Below are 18,038 nucleotides of genomic sequence, written 5' to 3' on the forward strand. Positions count from 1 at the left end.
CCTTACCAGGATGACATATGACGAAGGCCCTGCTGCTTGCCATGATGACCCCGCCCGGGGACCTGGAAGAAGAGTTCAACGAGTGGTACGACACGGAACACTTTCCGCGCCTGTCGACGGTTCCCGGCTTCGATCGCTCGTCGCGGTATGTCGCGGTAAAAGGATGGCCCAAATATGTGGCCCTGTACGACCTTGCCTCGGTCGATGCGCTTGAACACCCCCAGTACACGCGCGCTCCGGGCGCCCGCTTCTCGCCCTGGGCGCAGCGCATCCTGACCAAGCTGCATGGCCAGTACCGGTTTTCCGGCGACCAGATATACCCCGGCCCCGCCTTGATGGGAGATCGGGGCCGGCCGCTGCAAGTGGCGGTGATGCGTTTTCGCGAGATGCCGGGCGCCCATGAGGCAGCGCTCATCGAGGGGCTGCAGGCCATCGTGGATTCGTCTGAAGATCTGCTTCAGGCCAGGGTTTTCAGGGGATCCGGGCCACTGCAGGGCGACTATATCGCGCTGGTGGAATGCCGCGCGCACGACCCGCGGATTCCGGTCACCGCCAGCGCCCTTGGACCGGCGGCCGACCATCTGGACCTGATGACGTTCTACATCCCGTATTGGCGCAGAGGCTACGTGCCTTCGGTTTTCGAGGCTCAGTAAAAGAGCGCCCCCTGCCTTCCCGCCGCACGCCGCCCCCGGCGCGCAGGCGTGCACAAGTCACACTACCAAAGGTTCATCATGCCCACGGCCATACGCATCGGCGTCTTGATTCCAGAGAACAACACCAGGGTAGCAGAGGAACTGCCGCTCTGGCTGCCCGGCTGCCGCCTTGAAGTCGTCAAAATCCCACGAGACAAAGGCCTGCTGAATGCGGCGGCCTTGCCGGCCTACAAGGAAAACGCGCTGGCCCTGGCCAGGGAAAAGCTGGGTACCGGCGACATCGATGTCGTGGCATATGGCTGCACGGCCGCCGGATTCCTGCTGGGCCCCGTGGGCGACCAGGAACTGGCGCGCCAACTGCGCGAAAACACCGGCAAGCCCGTCGCGACCATAGCCAGCTCCATGACGTCCGTGCTGACCCAGGACGGCATACGCAAGGTTGCGGTGGTGACCCCGTACTCGGATGCCGTCAATGCCCAGCTGAAAGGCTTTATTTCAAATGCCGGCATCGAGATCGCCGCCTTCGACAGCCTGTACGCCAAGGATGTGGATGAGCTGGGCAGAATCAGCGCCCAGGCCGTCTCGCATATCGCCAGGCAGACCATGAACGACGATTGCGAAGCGATGTTCATCGCCTGTGCGCAATTGCCCACCTTCAACGTGCTGCACCAGCTTGAAACCGAATTCGGCCGGCCGGTCTATTCGTCGATCCAGGCCATGGCAACGCAAATCCAGGCAATCGCATCATGACCCACTCCAAAGCCCTGCTGCTTGTCTCCATGGAACCGCCCGCCGGCATGGAAGCGGAATTCAACGACTGGTACGACACCGAGCACCTGCCGGAACGGGCCGGCCTGCCAGGATTCGAGACCGCCCTGCGATACGTGTGCGTGGCGGGCTGGCCGCGCTACCTGGCCTTGTATGACCTGTCGAATATCGAGGTCCTGGACGACAAGCCCTACCAGGACGTATCCGGCGAGCGCTTCAGCCCATGGAGCAAACGCGTGCTCAACCGGGTGCGCGGCCAGTCGCGCATGGCCGCGCAGCAGGTCTATCCCCGGCAGGCCATCACGCAACGCGCGCCAAGGCTGCTGCTGCTGAGGTTCGTCGGCTTGACGCTGCAACACGAGGCAGACCTGGTAAGCACGCTGCGCAGCGCTTTCTCGAACCGGGCCGGCGTTCAGCAGCTTCGCGTGTATCGCGAGCCCGCCGATAACGGCCCACGATTCCTGGCCTTGGTTGAAGCCCACGAATCCTTCTCGCACCAGGAAAAAACCTCTGGACTGGGCCCCTACGCCAGGCACTTGGACATGATCAACGAGTACACCCCATACTGGACGCGTGGCGCCTTGCACGGCGTGTATCCCGAGAGCTGAGCCCAGCAACGCCGCCCCCTGCCCGCCCAGGCGCAACGGCCGCACCGCCTCGCGCTTGAACCCGGCCCCTTATTGCAGCCACGCCGCCACAAGCCCCTCCGATACGGGCTTGCGTCCGACAGCCAGCAAGGTTTGAAGGCTGTCGCCACGGCAGCATATGACCCATGGCGCGGCGTCCGCGCGGGCGTCGGCCGGCCCCCGACGGCCGGCCGTCTCAAAGCTACGGCGTCACGATGTTGAACCAGAACTCGAAGTCGTCGAGCGAGCCGAACACGTCGTTCAGCTTGGACTGGTCGCCGCTGAGCTTGGCGTCCCCCTTGGCCAGGGCATCCTTGAGCGTCGTTTTCTTCAGCATGATGTCGTTCAACGTTTCACGCGCCAGAGACAGGCTGGCATCCGGGTCCTTGGCCTGCTTGCCTTCGGTATGGTTGAGCACACTATTGCCCATCTCCAGGATGTATTTCTGGTTGGTGTCCGTGAAGTCGAGATTCAGCACGACGTGCTTGCCCGCGGTCTTTTCGCGATTCAGGCGCACCGCGAAATAGTCGAACAACATATCCAGCGTCATGGCCCGCACGGTATCGGGGCTGGCGGTATCCGGTACAGGCAGTTTCTGCACGCCCTCGCGCAGCTCCTTCGCGCCGGTCAGGTAGAAGTTGCGCCACGGCCCGCTTTCGGCCTGGTAACCCATCTGCTCCAGGGCATCGGCCTGAAGATCGCGCGCCGCCTGGTTCTTGGGGTCAGCGAATACCGCATAGTTGACGACCTCAGCCACCCAGCGGTACTCCCCCTTGGCGTAATATTCGCGCGCCTTCTTCAGCAGGGCGTCCGTGCCCCCCATCATGTCCACGTAACGCTTGGCCCCCTCTTCGATAGGCAGCGTGTGCAAGGTGGCCGGATTGCCGTTGAACCAGCCCAGATAAAGCACATAGGTGGCGCGCACATTATGGTTCAGCGAACCGTAATAGCCTCGGTTTGAGAACTTGGTGGCGATCGCCTCGGGCAGCTTGACCTGCTCGGCGATTTCTTCCTTGTTGTAGCCCATGTTGGCCAGGCGCAGCGTCTCATCGTTGATGTAGCGGTACATATCGCGCTGCAGGCTGAGCTGTTCGCCGACCTCCTTGTTGCCCCACACCGGCCAGTGGTGCATGGCGTACATGACCTGCACATCGTCGCCCCACAGTGCCAGGGCTTCGTTCAGATACTTCGACCACGCCAGCGGATCGCGAATCTTGGCGCCACGCAGCGAATATGTGTTGTGCAGCGTGTGGGTGGAGTCCTCCGCCGTGTTCAGCGCCTTCTTTTCCTTGATGTAGTACAGCATCTCGGCCGGCGCCTCGCTGCCCGGTGCATACAGAAATTCGTACGTCAGGCCGTCGATGGTACGGGTTTCGCCGGTTTTCTCGATGATGTCGGTAGGCGGAATCAGCGTGACCGTGCCCGCCGAGGTCGTCGTCCCCAACCCTGCGCCGACCTGGCCGGTCGGGCTGGGCGGCAGCAGGTTGCCGTACATATAGCTGGCGCGGCGGCTCATTGCCGTGCCAGCCATGACGTTCTCGGCCACCGCGTGCTCAAGAAAACCCAGTGGCGCATAGATTTTCACCTTGCCGGCCTTGACGTCGGCCTCGTCCACCACCCCTCGCACGCCGCCATAGTGATCGACGTGGCTATGCGTGTAGATCACGGCCACCACGGGCTTCCTGGGGCGATGCTGGTAATACAGGTCCAGCGCGGCCTTGGCCGTTTCGGTGGAAATGAGCGGATCCATGATGGTCAGCCCTTCCTTGCCCTCGACGATCGTCATATTGGACAGGTCCAGGTTGCGCACCTGATAAATGCCGTCGGCCACCTCGAACAGGCCCGAAATATTCAGCAGCTGCGACTGCCGCCACAGGCTGGGGTTGACTGTGGCGGGCGCCTCGGAGCCTTCCTTGATGAAGTTGTACTTGGTGGGATCCCACACCATGTTCCCCTGAGCGCCTTTTATCATGGCATCTGGCAACGGCGCGACGAAACCTTTGTGGGCCAGCTCGAACGATGTCTTGTCGGAGAACGGCAGTTCTTTCAGCAGCGCGGCGTTGGCTTCTCGCGTCGCAGCTTCGGCAGGCTTCGGCGCTTGCGCCGACCATGCCGGATTCGACAGGGCCAATGTCGACAAGGCCAAGGCCACCGGCGCGAGATGTGCGCGTAACGCCATCGTGCGCCAATGGCGGCTGGTGTTCTGAGGATATTGCACACTGCAGGCGAATCTCATGGTGTCGTCTCCACAAACAAAAGATTTAGCCACCGAAGTAGGCTGCTAACAGAAATTGCTGTGAACGTGCCACGCGCACACGCGTGAATGCGGGCTTATAGATACCAGGACCTCAAACGCAGTTTTATATTATCTTGCCAGGTACGCATATTTTGCGAAGCCAGGCCAGGCTTTATCCGAAAAGCGAAATTCCCAAGGAGTTTTCGTCGTGACGTTGCAGGCTCTATATGTGCAACAAGTCTATTCCGGCCCTGCGATGGCTCAGGCGTTTGATGTTGTTCATGGCGCCAGCTTCGAGCATCGCTTGTTATCGTCCCAACCGGGCAGAATGGCCCATCGTCACCTGGCCTTGGGCGATATCCGGCTGGAAACGGGTATGTACAACCTTCCCGTAATAGCCCGAGGCGCCATGCCGGCCAACGCCCTGTGCATCGGGCTCATGGCGGAGGGCGGAGACCTCACCAGCTTGAACACGGCATCGGTTGGCGAGGACGAGGTCCAGATCTATCCCTGCCGGGCGGAACTTCTGTACCAGGCCCATGGACATTCGCGATGGGTGACATTCATCGTGCCGGAAGGACGCCTGCAGTCCGTCGCCTTGGCACGGACGGGCCGGCCGCTGAGCATGTCGCGCCATGTCAGCTATTCCGTACGGTTACGTCCGGGCGCCAGAAGCGAGTTGGTCCGACTGGCCGATGACGCCATGAATTTGGCGCACCGCCTGCAAGACACTGGAGGCATGGCTCCGTGCCTGGCCGCCGAGGTATACCAGGGCTTGCTCGTCGGCTATGTGGATGCCCTGGCCGACGCGGAGCCTGCCACCGGGCGATCGCAAAAACAATCGGCTGAAAAACGCGCCTGCCAATTGATCAGCGCTTGCGAACAACTTGTGCTCTCTGGCGCCGACGCCCGTATTACGCTGGGAGAAGTCGCCAGGCGCAGTGGCTACAGCTTGCGCGCGTTGGAATTGATATTCCGGCGCACCACCCATATGACGCCAGGTCGCTGGTTCATGACAGCGAGGTTGAATGGCGCGCTGCGCGACTTGCTGACTTGCGACGAAGCATGCCCGGTGGCGGAAATTGCTGCGCGCTGGGGGTTCCAGCATATGTCCCGCTTTTCCCAGTACTACCGCACGATTTTTGGGGAATTGCCTCGCGACACGCTTAAACGGCCTCGGGCCCATGCCTGAGCGGCAAGGTCGGAGCAACCACCTCCACGAAGTCGCCCGGCAAGCCGCGACAATGCCAGCATCCGCATAGAGAGGCAGTTCAAACTTCAGTGCACGACGTCCGGACTCAGTGAGCCTCGCCCCGCGCGCCGGCCGCCCCAATATGTAACAAGTGCGTCCTCCCCCCTTGAACCCTGCGGAAGCATCCCTATAATTAGCACTCGTCGCCGGTGAGTGCTAACAACAGGCTCCCCGCGCCAAATACCGATCATTTTTCTTCTTTTCTTTAGAAACAGGAGTTCCTCATGGCCCTGCGTCCCCTGCACGATCGCGTGATCGTCAAACGCCTGGACAACGAGCGCAAGACTGCCTCGGGCATCGTCATTCCCGACAGCGCCGCCGAAAAGCCGGATCAAGGTGAAGTCGTGGCCGTCGGCCCCGGCAAGAAGACCGAAGACGGCAAGATCCTGCCGGTCGACCTGAAGGCTGGCGACAAGGTCCTGTTCGGCAAGTACGCCGGCCAGACCGTCAAGGTCGATGGCGAAGAGCTGCTCGTCATCCGCGAGGACGAAATCCTCGCCGTGATCCAGTAATTGCGTAACCGAATTCTCTAAGGAAGCTAACAATGGCTGCCAAGCAAGTTCTGTTTGCCGACGAAGCCCGCGTGCGCATCGTGCGCGGCGTGAACGTCCTCGCCAACGCCGTCAAGACCACCCTGGGCCCCAAGGGTCGCAACGTCGTGCTGGAGCGCTCGTTCGGCGCCCCGACGGTGACCAAGGACGGCGTGTCCGTCGCCAAGGAAATCGAACTGAAGGACAAGTTCGAGAACATCGGCGCCCAGCTGGTCAAGGACGTTGCCTCCAAGACCTCCGACAACGCCGGTGACGGCACCACCACCGCCACCGTGCTGGCCCAGGCCGTCGTTCAGGAAGGCCTGAAGTACGTCGCCGCCGGCTTCAACCCGATCGACCTCAAGCGCGGCATCGACAAGGCCGTGGCCGCCGCCGTGGAAGAGCTGAAGAAGCTGTCCAAGCCGGTCACCACCAGCAAGGAAATCGCCCAGGTTGGCTCGATCTCGGCCAACAGCGATGCCTCGATCGGCCAGATCATCGCTGACGCGATGGACAAGGTCGGCAAGGAAGGCGTGATCACCGTCGAAGACGGCAAGTCGCTGGAAAACGAACTGGATGTCGTCGAAGGCATGCAATTCGACCGCGGCTACCTGTCGCCCTACTTCATCAACAGCCCGGAAAAGCAAGTCGCCGCGCTGGACGATCCGTATGTCCTGATCTACGACAAGAAGGTCAGCAACATCCGTGACCTGCTGCCCGTGCTGGAGCAAGTCGCCAAGTCGAGCCGTCCGCTGCTGATCATCGCCGAAGACGTCGAAGGCGAAGCGCTGGCCACCCTGGTCGTGAACAACATCCGCGGCATCCTGAAGACCACCGCCGTCAAGGCCCCGGGCTTCGGCGACCGTCGCAAGGCCATGCTGGAAGACATCGCCATCCTGACGGGCGGCACGGTGATCTCCGAAGAAACCGGCATGTCGCTGGAAAAGGCCACGCTGCAGGATCTGGGCCAGGCCAAGCGCATCGAAGTGGCCAAGGAAAACACCACGATCATCGACGGCGCCGGCGACGGCAAGTCGATCGAAGCGCGCGTCAAGCAGATCCGCGCCCAGATCGAGGAAGCCACCTCGGACTACGACCGCGAGAAGCTGCAAGAGCGCGTGGCCAAGCTGGCCGGCGGCGTTGCCGTGATTCGCGTCGGTGCTGCCACCGAAGTCGAAATGAAGGAAAAGAAGGCTCGCGTCGAAGACGCCCTGCACGCCACGCGTGCCGCGGTGGAAGAAGGCGTGGTTCCTGGCGGTGGCGTTGCGCTGCTGCGCGCCAAGCAGGCCATCACTGGCCTGAAGGGCGACACGGCTGACCAGAACGCCGGCATCAAGCTGATCCTGCGCGCTGTCGAAGAGCCCCTGCGCACCATCGTCACCAACGCCGGCGACGAAGCCAGCGTGGTGGTCAACACCGTGCTCAACGGCAAGGGCAACTACGGCTACAACGCCGCGACCGGCGAGTACGGCGACCTGGTCGAGCAAGGCGTGCTGGACCCGACCAAGGTCACCCGCACCGCGCTGCAGAACGCCGCTTCGGTGGCCAGCCTGCTGCTGACGGCCGAAGCCGCCGTGGTCGAGCTGATGGAAGACAAGCCCGCTGCTGCTCCGGCAATGCCCGGCGGCATGGGCGGCATGGGCGGCATGGACTTCTAAGTCCCGCCTTCCCGGCCGAAACCGCCGCGGCTTGCCGCGGCGGCCTTCCCGAAAAAAAACCCCACCAGGTTCGCCTGGCGGGGTTTTTCATGGGAGCTCGCTCAGAAGCTGTAGCGGTAGCCGGCGTGGAACGACCACGGAATGTTGATCCGGTCGCCCGCCGCGTACTCGTACGAAGCATAGAGGTTGTGCCCCTTGCCCAACGCGGCGTCGACGCCCGCGCCCAGTTCCACGCGGCCGTGGCGGCCTGCGCCGGCATGGCCAATGCCATTGGTGCGCACATCGCCCGTGCTTTTGAACTCCTGCGTCCAGCCGAGCCTGGCGTAGGGCTGCACGATGTTGCCGCCGGCCAGGGCGATGCGGCGGCCGAAGCGCAAGCCCAGGCGGCCCAGCGTGGCGGTGTTGGCGTCCACCTTGACGCGCAGGCCATTGCTGGCGCGATAGCGCTTGCCTGACGTGCGCCACAGCATGACCTCGGCCTGCGGTTCGGCGAACCAGTCGTTGGGCAGCTCGAACCGGCGCCCGCCTTCGAGCGACCATGCGGCGCCGCTTGTGCGGTAGTCGGCGGTGACGCGGCCGCCATCGGTGCCGGCAATGTTGTATTGCTGATCGTAGCGGCCCAGCCGCAGCACGGTGTCGAGATAGTAGCCGCCATCGCCGACATAGGCGGCGTAGCCGCCGACGTGCAGGCCCTTGACCTTGCCGCCACCGTCGCCGGGATAGGTGCGGTCGGCATAGGTGTAGCCGAGCAGGCCGCCGGCGTACCAGCGCCCGCCCGACGCGCTCCAGCCACGGTCCAGGCCGATCTCCAGCCCGCTGACCGTCTGGTCGTAGGCGCGGGCGTGGCGGTTGCTGATCTGCTGGCGCTCGCTGAACGTACGCGCCCATGGCCCGCCGGCGTCGGTGCGCAGGCGCAGCTCGCCCAGGCGCTTGTCCAGCGCGTTGGACTCGGCCAGGGCGATGCTGGAAAGATCCGCCGCGTTCACGGCGGCATTGGCCGCCCCCGACAGGGCCTGGCCCGCGCGCTGCAAGCTCCAGACATGCGTCTTCGGATCCTCCGCCAGGCTGTAGCGCCACGTGCCCAGGTCAACCGCCTCGCCGACGTTGGCCAGCCGGAAGGTGGCGTTGCCCTGCCCCTGGGTATGCACCAGGCCCAGGCGGGCGCCCCGGCTGTCGGCCTCGCCTCCGGCATTGCGCACCAGCACGCGGTGCTGGCCATCGGCGCGGCCGGTGACCCGCAACTGGTCGTTCTGCCCGGCGGCGACGTTGGTGTTCAGCACGAACACGCCGTTGCCGTCCAGGGTTTGCAGGGTCAGGGTCTTGTAAGAGGCCTCGGGCGCGGGCGCCTGGAATTCGACCCGCCCGCCGCGCATCGACATGTCCTGCACCCGGGAGTCGGCGTTCACGACCCAGGTTCCGCCCTTGCCCAGCGTGGCCGACTGGAGCACCTGGGTGGCGCCGTGCCAGGCGGCGCCGCTGGCCACGCTGAGGGAGATCCCGGCATCGACGGGCTTGTTGCCGTCGGCGACGATATCGCCGCGAGCCAGGGCGCCGCTCTCGAGGGCAACCGCCACCGGAATGGTGGAATGCTGCTGGAGGAACACGCCATTGCCGCCTTGCGCCGTGGCGCCGTCGGTCAACCGGACCGAGACCGTGCTGCTGGCCAGGGCGCCCGGCATCAGCTTCAGCGGCGTGTCGGTCACGCTGATCGCGCCGGACTGGGCCGAGGCCAGCGACCCTGCGCTGACGACCAGCGTGCCGTTGGCCAGCTGCGCGGCGCTCGAGCCGCTGCCCTCGGCGCGCACCGCCACGCCTTCCAGGCGGGCGCTGCCGTGGGTGAGCGCGATGCCGGCGGCGCGGTTGCCGGTCGTGGTGATGCTGCCGCCCTGCATGTCGACGCTGGCCGGGCCGGAGCCGGACTGCGGCTCGAAGCCCAGCACGGAGATGCCCTCGGCCCCCGCGCCCGCGGTCTCGATGCGGGTCTGCCGCAGCGTGACGCGGCCTCCATGCTGGGCCGATACGCCGGCGGCCAGGCTCTTGGCGGTGCGCAGCACGGTGTTGACGACCTCGGCGCGCGCCGCGTCGCCGCGAACCAGCACGGCATCGGTGTTGGCGCCGTCGGTCGACACCGTGGTTCCGTCCAGCCGCACCGTGCCGCCGGGCGGCAAGGCGTCGAGCAGGCCCGCGCCGGCGACCACGCCGGCCCCGTCATCGCCCTGCACGCTGACTGTGCCTCCCTGCAGGGTGATTTCGCTGCCAGGCATATACGCATAGACGCCCGTCGCCTGCGGCCCGTGAGCCCGCAGCGCCACCTCCCGCAGCGTCACCTTGCCGTCCTGGCCGGCGTGCACCGCGGCAACGCGATCGAGCGGCGGATGCGCGGCCAGCGGCGCCCCGGGAAGCGGTGGAGGCGGCGGCGGGAATCCCGGGCCCATGTCCATGTCGATCGAACCGCCGGCGACGGAAATGGAGCCGCCGTCGGCAATGAGCGCGGGCCCGAGGATGCTCTGCAGCGTCGCGTCGATGATGCTCGCCTGGCCGCCTTGCGCGGCCCGGACCAGGCCGACGCCCGGCGCTTCGCCGCCCAGCACGCCGCCGCGCACGCTCAGGCGGCTGCCGGCGTCAGAGACCGTCATCGGCTCCATCCCTGCCCCGCCCGCCACGGTGACGCCATCCAGCTCCAGCGTGCCGCCGCGCCGTACCACTGCGGGAATGCCGCCCTCGGTGGCATCGATGGTCGAACCGGCCAGCGTCAGCGCGCGGCCGGCGCCGCTGACACGCACCCCGATGGCCGGCTTGCTCATCGGGTTCTTGTGCTCCACCGAGATGTGGATGTCCTTGAGCGTGGGGGGCGCCGTCTCGCCGAGCTCGTCGGGATCGTCGTCGAGATTGATGCCGACGCCGTCGTCAAAGACTGCAATGAGCGTGTTGTCCCGGTGGTCGAACTCTCCTTCCTGCCCGGCGTCCTGCGCATGCGGCGCGCCGGCCACGGGCGGCTGCGGCGCCTGCGCCGCCGCGGGCGCCAGCCGGGCCATGCCGGCCAGCGCCAGGGCTGCGGCCAGCGCATGCAGGCGCCACGCGGAACGCGGGATCTGCAAGGAAGACGGACATTGACGGAATCTATCGAGATACATGTGCCACCAAAAGAGAAGTTGAACAAACCGACCCGCCTGCCGTACGACGCCGGTGACGCGAAGGAAACGACCGCGTCCCGGCGGGATCAGGCACGAGCCATGCGGGGATTTGCGCAGTATCCAAAGCCCACGTCATAATGAATGCCGGATGAAGTCCGAGGCCCAACAAGAGCTTTCCTGAATAGCCGTGCTTTCCTATGAGAATTGCGCACGACGTCATGAAGTCCGGAAGACCTCCTCGAACCGCGGCCGGCCACGGTCGATACTTCCGCCACCAAGCTGTCCCATCCAACCCGAGGCCATGCGCTTGCCACGCCAGATCCGCTTGCCCCACCTCCGCGACATCGGCGCGCTGCTGACCGATTCGGCCCGCGAATGGTCGCGCCATCGCGCTTCCAGCAAGGGGGCGGCGCTGTCGCTGTACATGGTGTTCTCGCTGGCGCCCATGCTGATCCTGGTGATCGCGGTGGCCGGCGCCTTCTTTGGCGAAGAGGCCGTGCGCTCGGAACTGTTCAGCCAGGTGCGCGACCTCACCGGCGAGCGCGGCGCCGAGGTGATCCAGACGGTGCTGGCCAGCGCGCACGAATCGGGCAGCGGCTGGCTGGCCGCGCTGCTGTCGATATGCGTGCTGGTGTTCAGCGCCACCACGGCCTTCGCCGAACTCAAGGCCAGCCTGGACGAACTGTGGGACGTCAAGGAAGACAAGAGCGGTTTGCAGGGACTGGTGCGCAGCCGCATGCTGTCATTCGGCCTGGTGCTGGTGCTGGCGCTGTTCCTGCTGCTTTCGCTGACCCTCAACGCGGCGCTGGGCGCGGCCAAGGGATACTACGGCGATCTATGGAGCACATCGGCCTTCGCGATGGCGGCCGACTGGCTGTCGAACCTCTTTTCGTTCGCGGTGGTGACCGCGCTGTTCGCCGTGGTCTACAAGCTGCTGCCCAGCAAGCGCATTCCCTGGCTCGACGTGATACCCGGCGCGATCGTGACCGCGGCGCTGTTCCTGGCCGGCAAATGGGGCATCGGCCTGTACCTGGGACGCGGCGCGGCGGTATCGGCGTACGGGGCGGCGGGTTCGCTGATCGCGCTGCTGCTGTGGATCTATTATTCAGCGCAGATTTTCTTCTTCGGCGCCGTCTTCACCCGGCAGTTCGCCGAGCGCTTCGGCAGCCTGCGCCGGGCCGCCCCCGCCTGAAGGCGGCAGGCGGCCGCAGGGCTCACGCGGGCAACACATATCTGTTAAAAACGCGGCCAGCCAACCCTAGACGCCGCACAATCCGACCATGGCCCATACCCCTCATCCCTCCCCCTTCAAGAGCACAGGCGGATTGCGCCGCATTCTCAACGCGCTGCGCTACTCGCTGCAAGGGCTGAAGGCAGCCATCAAATACGAGGCGGCGTTCCGCCAGGAGCTGGTCCTGGCCATCCTGCTGGTGCCCGCGGCATTCTTCCTGGGCCGCACCACCGACGAAGTCTTCATCCTGATCGCCTCGGTCATCCTGGTGCTGGTGGCCGAGCTGCTCAATTCCGCCATCGAGGCGCTGGCCGACGCCCTGTCGGTGGAGACCCATCCCCTGCTGGGCCGGGCCAAGGACCTCGGCAGCGCCGCGGTCATGCTGATGCTGCTGTTCACCCTGGCGGTCTGGGTGGCGGTGCTCATCAGCCGCTTCGTCCTGGACTGAGCGGCGGCGCCGCCGTTTCCAAGCGCGCCGGGCCACTCTATACTTGCCGCATGACGCAGACCCCGAATACAGGTTCCCCTCATCGCGTGGTCATCGTGGGCGGCGGCGCCGGCGGCCTCGAACTGGCCGCCAAGCTGGGCCGCGCCCACGGGCGCGAGCGCGTCACGCTGGTCGACAGCCGCCCTTTCCACATCTGGAAACCCTCCCTGCACGAAGCCGCCGCCGGCACGCTGGACATCCACCAGGAAGGCCTGTCCTACCTGATGCTGGCCAACATGTGCAACTTCACGTTCGCGCAAGGCGAATTGCAGGGCATCGAGCGCGAGCGGCGCCAGATCCAGGTCGGGCCGGTGGCCGACCCGTCCGGCCAGCAGGTCCTGCCGCCGCGCGAACTCTCGTACGATACGCTGGTGCTGGCCATGGGCAGCACTTCCAACTTCTTCAATACGCCGGGCGCGGCCGAACACGCCGTTACCCTGGACACCACCGAGAACGCCGAGCAGTTCCGCCTGACCATGCTCAAGGCCATGGTGCAGGTGGACCTGCGCAAGGTTCACGACCCCTCCGCGCGCCTGGACCTGGTCATCGTCGGCGGCGGGGCCACCGGCGTCGAACTGGCCGTGGAGCTGATCGAGGCCAGCCATGTGGTCAGCGCCTACGGACTGCCCAATTTCCGCGCCGACCGCGACCTGGTCATCACGCTGGTCGAAGGCGCGCCGCGCATTCTGTCGGCCCTGCCCGAGAAGATCTCGCGCGCGGCCCACGCCCGCCTGACCGAGCTGGGCGTGCGCGTCGAAACCGATTGCCGGGTGGCCGAAGTCGGCGCCGACCATGTCGTCACCGCCGACGGCCGGCGCTTCGAGGCCACGATGTGCCTGTGGGCCGCCGGCATCGAAGGGCCGCCGCTGTTCCGGCAACTGGGCCTGCCGCTCAATCGGCTGGGCCAGCTGGAAGTCAACGAACGCCTGGAAAGCCCCGATCCCCACATCCTGGCGCTGGGCGATTGCTGCGCGGCGCCCTGGAAGGACGGACGCACCGTGCCGGCCCGCGCGCAGGCGGCGCACCAGCAGGCCGACTACCTGGCGCGCAAGCTGACGGCCCGCCTGCGCAACGCCGCCGAACCCACCGAGGCCTATGCGTACCACGACCACGGCTCGCTGGTTTCGCTGGGCCAGGGGTCCGGGGTGGGCAGCCTGATGGGCAAGCTGGCCGGGCGCGGCCTGTTCGTAAGCGGTACACTGGCGCGCCTGATGTACATGAGTCTGCACCTGATGCACCACCGCGCGGTGCTCGGTATTTCGCGGACCGCCACGCTTGCCCTGGCGCGCCTGTTGATGCGGCGCACCCGTCCCAGGGTCAAACTGCACTGACCTCGCCATGACATTCCTGAAGAAACTCGAACACGCCTGGAGCGCCAGCCAATCGTTGCTGCAGGTGGGACTGGACCCCGACCCCAAGCGCTTTCCGCGCGAACTGGAAGGCAAGCCCGACGCCATCTTCCAGTTCTGCCGCGACATCGTCGACGCCACCGCGCCGTACGCGTGCAGCTTCAAGCCGCAGATCGCGTATTTCGCCGCGCACCGCGCCGAAGACCAGCTCGAAGCCCTGTGCCAGCACATCCGCGCGCAGCATCCCGACCTGCCCATCGTGCTGGACGCCAAGCGCGGCGACATCGGCTCGACCGCCGAGAACTACGCCCGCGAGGCATTCGAACGCTACCAGGCGCACGCGCTGACGGTCAGCCCCTACATGGGCCTGGACTCGGTCGAGCCGTACCTGGCCTGGGGCGACCGCGGCGTCATCGTGCTGTGCCGCACGTCCAACCCTGGCGGCTCGGACCTGCAGTTCCTGAAAATGGCCGACGGCCAGCCGCTGTACCTGCATGTGGCGGGCCTGGTGGCCGACAAGTGGAACGCCAACGGCCAGTGCGGCCTGGTGGTCGGCGCGACCTTCCCCAACGAACTGGCGGCGGTGCGCCAGCGCATCGGCGATGCCGTGCCGCTGCTGGTGCCGGGCATCGGCGCCCAGGGCGGCGACATCAACGCCACCGTGCAGGCGGGCGCCAACAGCGCCGGCGCGGGCATGATGATCAACTCGTCGCGCGCCATCCTGTACGCCAGCACGGGCGAAGACTGGCGCCAGGCCGCCGGCGAAGCCGCGCGCGGCCTGCGCGACGCCATCAACGCGGTAAGAACGTAACCCCCCGGGTGCCTGTCCCCGAAGGGGGACTGGCACCCGCTGACTTCTCAGGGTGCCTGTCCCCGCAGGGGGACAGGCACACGTTGAATCTGGGTGTCCAGGTGCCTGTCCCCGGCGGGGACTGGCACCCGAGAAAGTCAGCCTCGATTGACCGGCTCTCCCAGGAATTCCAGGATGCCACGCAGCGCGAACTCGACCGAGGCGTTGCGCACCTGGGCGCGATCGCCGGGAAACACATGGGTGATGGCGCGCGAGGTGATGCCGCCGTGGGCGCGCATGGCGAAGCCGAAGCACACCATGCCGACGGGCTTGCCCGGCGTGGCGCCGCCCGGACCCGCGATGCCCGTGGTGGACACGCCGACTTGCGCCGACGGCGTGGCAAGCAGGACGCCATTGGCCATTTCCAGCGCCACGGGCTCGCTGACCGCGCCATAGTGATCGAGCGTCTCGCCCGAAACGCCCAGCTCGGCGACCTTGGCCGCATTGCTGTAGGTGACGAAGCCGCGCTCGAACCAGTCGCTGGAACCGGCCACCGACGTGACCGCGCCGGCCAGCAGCCCGCCGGTGCACGACTCGGCGGTGCCCATCATCCAGTCGCGCCGCAACAGCGCCTCTCCGACCATTTCCGCCAGCCCCTGGATGGCGGCCGCCGTCAGCGGCGTGGGCGCCAGGCCGGCGCGCCCCTGGGTGTCGTGCAAGCTCATGTGAATACTCCCATGCGGACCAGAATCGCCATGACCAGCAAGGTATAGGCGGCGGCTACGATATCGTCCCACATCACGCCGAACCCGCCCTTGATGCGCGCGTCGAAATACTTGATGGGTGGCGGCTTGGCAATATCGAATACGCGAAACAGGACGAACGCCAGCGCCTGGGCGGCCACGGTCTGCGGCACCAGCCACAGCACCAGCCAGAACGCCACGATTTCATCCCATACCATTCCGACGTGGTCGGACACGCCGAGTTCCCGGCCGGCCTGTCCGCAGGCCAGGCAGCCATAGGCAAACGCCGCGGCTATGCCCATGCCCAGCGCCCAGTCGGGCGCCAGCGGCGCGAAGACGAACCAGCTCAGCCAGGCCAGCAAGGTGCCCCAGGTTCCCGAGGCCGGGCGCAACAGGCCGCTGCCCAGGCCGAAAGCCAGCAGGCGCGCGGGCCTGGCGCGCACCCAGCTCCAGCTGGGATAGGACACGCGCGTGCGCGCCTGCATCGAAGTCGGGTCGGGGTTGGCGTCGGGCGGGTTCATGGTCGGCGGCCGGGGGCCGGCTGGTCCGTTGCGTCGGAGAAATGATCGAAGCCGCCCGGCAGTTCGCCCAGCGGCGCGCCATCGGCGTCCAGCACGCGCAGTCCTTGTCCCGCCAGGATGCGGCCAATGCGGCTGACGGGCGCGCCCGCGCCGTGCGCCGCCTGTCCGATGGCCTGGCGATGCGCCGGGTCGGCGGTGAAGCAGAGTTCGTAGACATCGCCGCCGCCCAGCGCGGCGCGGCGCACGGTCTCGGCCGGCAGGCCGGCCAGCGCGGCCGCGACGGGCAGCGCGTCGTAACGCAATTCGGCCGCCACGCCGCTGGCGGCAAGAATGTGGCCCAGGTCCTGCAGCAGGCCGTCCGAAATGTCGATGCCGGCGCGCGCAAGGCCGGCCAGCGCCATGCCCAGCTCGACACGCGGCCGCGGCCACTCCAGCGCCGCGCGGGTGGCGGCCAGGCGCAAGGGGTCGGCGGGCAATTGGCGATCGAGCAGGCGGTAGGCGATATCGGCCGCGCCCAGCTCCCCGGAAACCCAGACATCGTCGCCCGGCTGCGCGGCGGCGCGGCGCAGCGCGTGGCCGGGCGCCACGGCGCCGAACACGGTAACGCTGATGGCCAGCAGCCCTTGCGGGGCGCGGGTGGTGTCGCCGCCGATCAGCGGGCAGGCGTGCGTATCGGCAAGGGCCTGGAAGCCGCGCGCAAACGCCGCCAGCCACGCTTCGTCCACGCCGGGCAGCGCCAGCCCCAGCAGGCAGCCGACGGGGCGCGCGCCCATGGCGGCCAGGTCGGAAAGATTGACGGCCAGCGCCTTGTGGCCGAGCGCCTGCGGATCGACGTCGGGAAAGAAGTGCCGCCCTTCGATCAGCAGGTCGGTGCTGGTGGCCACTTGCTGGCCGGGCGGTACGGGAAACAGCGCGCAGTCATCGCCCACGCCGAGCACGCCATCGGGAGCCGGCCTGGTGAAATACCGCGCGATCAGGTCGAACTCGGACGCCAAGGCGACTCCTGCCAGCAAACGCGAACGGACGCGCCGCGCGGGCGCGCCCGCGGAAAGTCAGCGCCGCGGCGCCGCCTGGACTTCGGCCGTGCGCACGTCGGCCGCCAGCTTGTCGAGCACGCCGTTGACGAACTTGAAGCCGTCGGTGCCGCCGAACGACTTGGCCAGTTCGACCGCCTCGTTGATGGCAACCTTGTACGGCACTTCGACATGGTGCATCAGCTCGAAGCTGCCTATCAGCAGAATGCCGTGCTCGACCGGCGACAGCTCGGCCAGCGGCCGGTCGATGTACGGCAGGAACCGCTCGCGCAGCACCGGCGCCTCGCGCAGCACGCCGTGCAGCAGCGTCTTGAACCACTGCGCGTCGGCCTCGGAGAAATCCTCGGCATCGCGCAGGTGGGCGTCGATTTCGCCGGCGTCCTGGGTGCCCTCGCCGCCGCGCAACAGCCACGCGTACACGCCCTGCAGCGCGAACTCGCGCGCGCGGCGCCGCGCGCTGCGCGCGTTGGCGCGGGCCTGCACCGCGTTATCAGCGGCCGTCGTCTTCTTCGTCGTCAAAATCTTCGTCCTCGTCGTCTTCGTCTTCGTCGTCTTCTTCCGGCTCGAGCGCCGCCGCCAGGTTGGCCATTTCCACGGCCACCTGGGCGCAATCGGCGCCCTTGCCGGCGGCACGGGCCTGCGCCTGCTCGTCGGTATCGACGGTCAGCACGCCATTGGCCACGGGGATGCCGGTTTCGAGCGCGATACGGCTGATGGCCGCGGCGCTCTCGTTGCTGACCACTTCAAAGTGATAGGTTTCGCCGCGGATGACCGCGCCCAGGGCGATCAGCGCGTCGAATTCATAGCTTTCGGCCATGCGCGCCAGGGCCACGCCCAGCTCCAGCGCGCCCGGCACGCTGACCACCATCACGTCGCGCTCGTCCACGCCCAGCTTGCCCAGCTCTTCGAGGCAGGCCTGCAGTTGGGCCTGGCCGATTTCTTCGTTGAAACGGGCACGCACGATGCCGATGTGCAGCCCTTCGCCGTTCAGGTCGGGGGTAAGAATGTAGGGATTCATGTGTCGGC

17 protein-coding genes are annotated in these 18,038 nt (G+C 66.6%); 10 read left to right on the plus strand and 7 right to left on the minus strand.

The features are described 5' to 3' along the window. The first annotated feature begins 17 nt into the window (after positions 1–17). From EL288_RS19385 to EL288_RS19395, 3 genes are read left to right on the plus strand one after another with little or no spacing between them, the layout of a single operon-like run. Positions 18–653 (plus strand): DUF4286 family protein, encoded by a 636-nt coding sequence (locus EL288_RS19385; RefSeq protein WP_003808631.1) that lies wholly within the window; start codon positions 18–20, stop codon positions 651–653. A 48-nt stretch (positions 654–701) separates the two neighbouring features. Then, the gene (locus EL288_RS19390; RefSeq protein WP_003808629.1) at positions 702–1,403 is read left to right on the plus strand and encodes a maleate cis-trans isomerase family protein; all 702 of its coding nucleotides are present in this window, start codon (positions 702–704) and stop codon (positions 1,401–1,403) included. Beyond that, on the plus strand, positions 1,400–2,029 hold the full coding sequence (locus tag EL288_RS19395) for a DUF4286 family protein (protein ID WP_010926000.1): 630 nt from the start codon (positions 1,400–1,402) through the stop codon (positions 2,027–2,029). The genes EL288_RS19390 and EL288_RS19395 overlap by 4 nt, the downstream gene beginning before the upstream one ends. 220 nt (positions 2,030–2,249) lie before the next feature. Here EL288_RS19395 and EL288_RS19400 read toward each other — a convergent pair whose 3' ends face one another. After that, positions 2,250–4,226 carry an alkyl/aryl-sulfatase gene (locus tag EL288_RS19400; RefSeq protein WP_003808624.1) on the minus strand — a complete coding sequence of 659 codons (1,977 nt, stop codon included), beginning with the start codon at positions 4,224–4,226 and terminating at the stop codon, positions 2,250–2,252. 265 nt (positions 4,227–4,491) lie between these two features. On the opposite strand from EL288_RS19400, the gene EL288_RS19405 reads away from it, so the two are divergent. The 3 genes from EL288_RS19405 (at position 4,492) to groL (ending at position 7,723) form a co-directional block, all read left to right on the plus strand. Continuing rightward, on the plus strand, positions 4,492–5,475 hold the full coding sequence (locus EL288_RS19405) for a helix-turn-helix transcriptional regulator (RefSeq protein ID WP_033446540.1): 984 nt from the start codon (positions 4,492–4,494) through the stop codon (positions 5,473–5,475). 284 nt (positions 5,476–5,759) lie between these two features. After that, positions 5,760–6,047, plus strand: coding sequence for a co-chaperone GroES (gene groES / locus EL288_RS19410; protein WP_003808621.1), 288 nt, complete (start codon positions 5,760–5,762; stop codon positions 6,045–6,047). 32 nt (positions 6,048–6,079) lie between these two features. Further along, positions 6,080–7,723 (plus strand): chaperonin GroEL, encoded by a 1,644-nt coding sequence (gene groL / locus EL288_RS19415; protein WP_003808619.1) that lies wholly within the window; start codon positions 6,080–6,082, stop codon positions 7,721–7,723. Between the two features lie 101 nt (positions 7,724–7,824). Here groL and brkA read toward each other — a convergent pair whose 3' ends face one another. Next, on the minus strand, positions 7,825–10,857 hold the full coding sequence (gene brkA, locus EL288_RS19420) for a serum resistance autotransporter BrkA (RefSeq protein WP_033459310.1): 3,033 nt from the start codon (positions 10,855–10,857) through the stop codon (positions 7,825–7,827). A gap of 301 nt (positions 10,858–11,158) precedes the next feature. Between brkA and EL288_RS19425 the strand changes: the two genes are divergently transcribed. The 4 genes from EL288_RS19425 to pyrF all read left to right on the plus strand — a co-directional run bounded on the left by EL288_RS19425 (position 11,159) and on the right by pyrF (position 14,735). Continuing rightward, the gene (locus EL288_RS19425) at positions 11,159–12,049 is read left to right on the plus strand and encodes a YihY/virulence factor BrkB family protein (RefSeq protein ID WP_003808614.1); all 891 of its coding nucleotides are present in this window, start codon (positions 11,159–11,161) and stop codon (positions 12,047–12,049) included. Between the two features lie 88 nt (positions 12,050–12,137). Continuing rightward, positions 12,138–12,536, plus strand: a complete 399-nt coding sequence (locus tag EL288_RS19430; RefSeq protein ID WP_003808610.1) for a diacylglycerol kinase — start codon at positions 12,138–12,140, stop codon at positions 12,534–12,536. A gap of 50 nt (positions 12,537–12,586) precedes the next feature. Then, positions 12,587–13,906: an NAD(P)/FAD-dependent oxidoreductase gene (locus EL288_RS19435; RefSeq protein ID WP_003808608.1), complete on the plus strand. Its 1,320-nt coding sequence runs from the start codon at positions 12,587–12,589 to the stop codon at positions 13,904–13,906. 7 nt (positions 13,907–13,913) lie between these two features. Further along, positions 13,914–14,735, plus strand: a complete 822-nt coding sequence (gene pyrF / locus EL288_RS19440; protein ID WP_003808606.1) for an orotidine-5'-phosphate decarboxylase — start codon at positions 13,914–13,916, stop codon at positions 14,733–14,735. 137 nt (positions 14,736–14,872) lie between these two features. Here the strand turns inward: pyrF and EL288_RS19445 are convergent, their stop codons facing one another. The 5 genes from EL288_RS19445 to ribH are packed head-to-tail and all read right to left on the minus strand — an operon-like array spanning position 14,873 to position 18,030. Next, positions 14,873–15,439 (minus strand): CinA family protein, encoded by a 567-nt coding sequence (locus EL288_RS19445; protein ID WP_003808604.1) that lies wholly within the window; start codon positions 15,437–15,439, stop codon positions 14,873–14,875. Then, complete coding sequence (locus tag EL288_RS19450) at positions 15,436–15,978, minus strand: phosphatidylglycerophosphatase A family protein (RefSeq protein WP_003808602.1); 543 nt, start codon at positions 15,976–15,978, stop codon at positions 15,436–15,438. Before EL288_RS19450 ends, EL288_RS19445 begins: the two co-directional genes overlap by 4 nt. Beyond that, complete coding sequence (gene thiL / locus EL288_RS19455) at positions 15,975–16,991, minus strand: thiamine-phosphate kinase (RefSeq protein ID WP_003808600.1); 1,017 nt, start codon at positions 16,989–16,991, stop codon at positions 15,975–15,977. Before thiL ends, EL288_RS19450 begins: the two co-directional genes overlap by 4 nt. Before the next feature lie 39 nt (positions 16,992–17,030). Further along, positions 17,031–17,495 carry a transcription antitermination factor NusB gene (gene nusB, locus EL288_RS19460; RefSeq protein ID WP_003808599.1) on the minus strand — a complete coding sequence of 155 codons (465 nt, stop codon included), beginning with the start codon at positions 17,493–17,495 and terminating at the stop codon, positions 17,031–17,033. A 7-nt stretch (positions 17,496–17,502) separates the two neighbouring features. Then, entirely contained in the window at positions 17,503–18,030 is a 528-nt protein-coding gene (ribH, locus tag EL288_RS19465) for a 6,7-dimethyl-8-ribityllumazine synthase (protein WP_003808598.1), read from the minus strand. Positions 18,031–18,038: the final 8 nt, after the last annotated feature.

The sequence above is a fragment of the Bordetella bronchiseptica genome (assembly GCF_900636925.1).
Taxonomy (GTDB): Bacteria; Pseudomonadota; Gammaproteobacteria; order Burkholderiales; family Burkholderiaceae_B; genus Bordetella; species Bordetella pertussis.